The sequence below is a fragment of the Serratia sp. HMSC15F11 genome (genome assembly GCF_001808215.1).
GTDB classification, from domain to species: domain Bacteria; phylum Pseudomonadota; class Gammaproteobacteria; order Enterobacterales; family Enterobacteriaceae; genus Serratia; species Serratia nevei.
In genome coordinates this window covers 1-979 of sequence record NZ_KV792386.1, presented here as the reverse complement: position 1 = coordinate 979, position 979 = coordinate 1, and the positions used below count along the sequence as shown (strand labels likewise).

Below are 979 nucleotides of genomic sequence, written 5' to 3'. Positions count from 1 at the left end.
TTCACCATCATAGGGCAGTTCAAATAGATCGGGTTGGCTTCGCGTTAGTAATGCCTGTCGGCTACTTTGGGTATTTTTATTTAAGGGCTTTAACAGCCCGATTCCCGACAAGGGCTTGTCCCGCGGCAGTTACTAACAAGGCCGTTAAAATACCCAGTCATTTAGTAATTTAACTACTGCGAAAAGTAATGCCTTTGTTCGCAAGTAAACGCAGCGGAGCAAGTGCAACTAAGAACAACAGGCCGACTATTGCGAACCTGTGAGCAATGGGCGTAATTAATAATGTTATTACTTGATAAATGCAGTTGCAAGCAACCGCATTATTTCGTTTCTCTTCGTGTTTTGTCGTGCTGAAGCACTCCAAATCCACTCGCTCAACTCATTTCATAATGAATGTCTATCCAGATAGGGGGGAAAATACCTTAAGGCCTATAGGTAAAATACCCCCTATATTTTATCGGGGTTACGTTGGTGATTACCCCCTAACACGATCATATTTCTGATAAAATTTATCACGTTGCAAATCATTCAAATGAGAATTTACAGTACTATTCATCCACCTATCAAATGATTCCTGATCTGGAAAACGTTTGATAGTAACCTTACCCAACCTTTTATAATCTGCATCTGATAGTTTTGCAGGAATAAACTTCTGTACTTCATCAATGCCAACATCAATATACTCGATATCGTCACTTAGAAAGCGTGCCTGTTCCTTGTCGAACACGTAGACTACTACTTGTTCAGTACTGTCATACTTTCTTAGACTACTACGATTACAGAACTGATAGAGATTCTCCAACTCACGAGCATAGGTAATCTCTTCACCAGTGATCTTGAACATCAATTCTAACTGCTTTGCTTCGACTGGTGACGGCTTCATTGATGCAAGCCATACGCAAGTACTGTAATCTTGAAAACTATTCATACCACGGCTTACAGGCTTGATATGAACACCATTTAGTACTTTGCCAGTACT

General features: G+C 40.3%; 1 pseudogene. It reads right to left on the bottom strand.

Features of this window, described 5'->3' with window-relative positions:
* Positions 1-475 precede the first annotated feature (475 nt).
* A pseudogene (locus HMPREF3138_RS26600) lies at positions 476-979 on the bottom strand (hypothetical protein); the annotation flags it as partial.